Origin of the sequence: Bartonella sp. AP3QHHD (assembly GCF_042195765.1) — a bacterium.
Taxonomy (GTDB): Bacteria; Pseudomonadota; Alphaproteobacteria; order Rhizobiales; family Rhizobiaceae; genus Bartonella.
On sequence record NZ_JBHIPC010000100.1, the window covers coordinates 1 to 1,191 of the forward strand.

General features: G+C 43.8%; 1 protein-coding gene. It reads left to right on the plus strand.

From position 1 onward, the window contains the following. Position 1: 1 nt before the first annotated feature. Positions 2 to 1,177 (plus strand): elongation factor Tu, encoded by a 1,176-nt coding sequence (gene tuf, locus ACFIL7_RS08570; protein WP_012755022.1) that lies wholly within the window; start codon positions 2 to 4, stop codon positions 1,175 to 1,177. The last annotated feature ends 14 nt before the right edge of the window (positions 1,178 to 1,191 follow it).

Sequence of the window (1,191 nt, forward strand, 5' to 3'; positions counted from 1 at the left end):
AATGGCGAAGAGCAAGTTTGAACGAACAAAACCGCATGTTAATATTGGTACGATTGGTCACGTTGATCATGGGAAGACCTCGTTGACAGCAGCGATTACGAAATATTTTGGTGAATTTAAAGCTTATGACCAAATTGACGCTGCGCCAGAGGAACGCGCACGTGGAATTACTATTTCTACAGCACACGTTGAGTATGAAACGGAAAATCGTCACTATGCGCACGTTGATTGTCCAGGACACGCTGATTATGTGAAAAACATGATCACAGGGGCAGCACAGATGGATGGTGCTATTTTGGTTGTTTCAGCAGCTGATGGCCCAATGCCTCAGACGCGTGAGCATATTTTGCTTGCACGTCAGGTTGGTGTTCCAGCAATTGTTGTTTTTCTTAATAAAGTTGATCAGGTTGATGATGCAGAACTTTTGGAGCTTGTAGAGCTTGAGGTTCGGGAACTTTTATCCAAATATGATTTTCCAGGCGATGATATACCAATTGTTAAGGGTTCTGCGTTGGCAGCCCTTGAGGATAAGGATAAAAGCATTGGTGAAGATGCTGTTCGTCTTTTAATGAGTGAAGTTGATAATTATATTCCAACCCCTGAACGTCCTGTTGATCAACCATTTTTGATGCCGATAGAGGATGTATTTTCGATTTCGGGTCGTGGAACCGTTGTTACGGGTCGTGTTGAGCGTGGTGTTATTAAAGTTGGAGAGGAAATCGAGATTATCGGTATTCGTCCAACGTCTAAGACGACGGTTACAGGCGTTGAAATGTTCCGCAAGCTTTTGGATCAAGGTCAAGCGGGTGATAATATAGGGGCTCTGCTACGTGGTGTTGACCGTGAAGGGATTGAGCGTGGTCAAGTATTGGCAAAGCCAGGATCCGTTACACCTCATACACGGTTTAAAGCAGAAGCTTACATTTTGACAAAAGATGAAGGTGGACGTCATACACCATTTTTCACGAATTATCGTCCTCAGTTTTACTTCCGCACGACGGATGTTACAGGTATTGTTACGCTTCCAGAAGGAACGGAAATGGTTATGCCAGGTGACAATGTTGCGATGGATGTTTCGTTGATCGTTCCGATAGCGATGGAAGAGAAACTTCGTTTTGCTATTCGTGAAGGTGGTCGTACTGTTGGTGCCGGTATCGTCTCTAAGATCATTGAATAAATAATGCTTGTTGA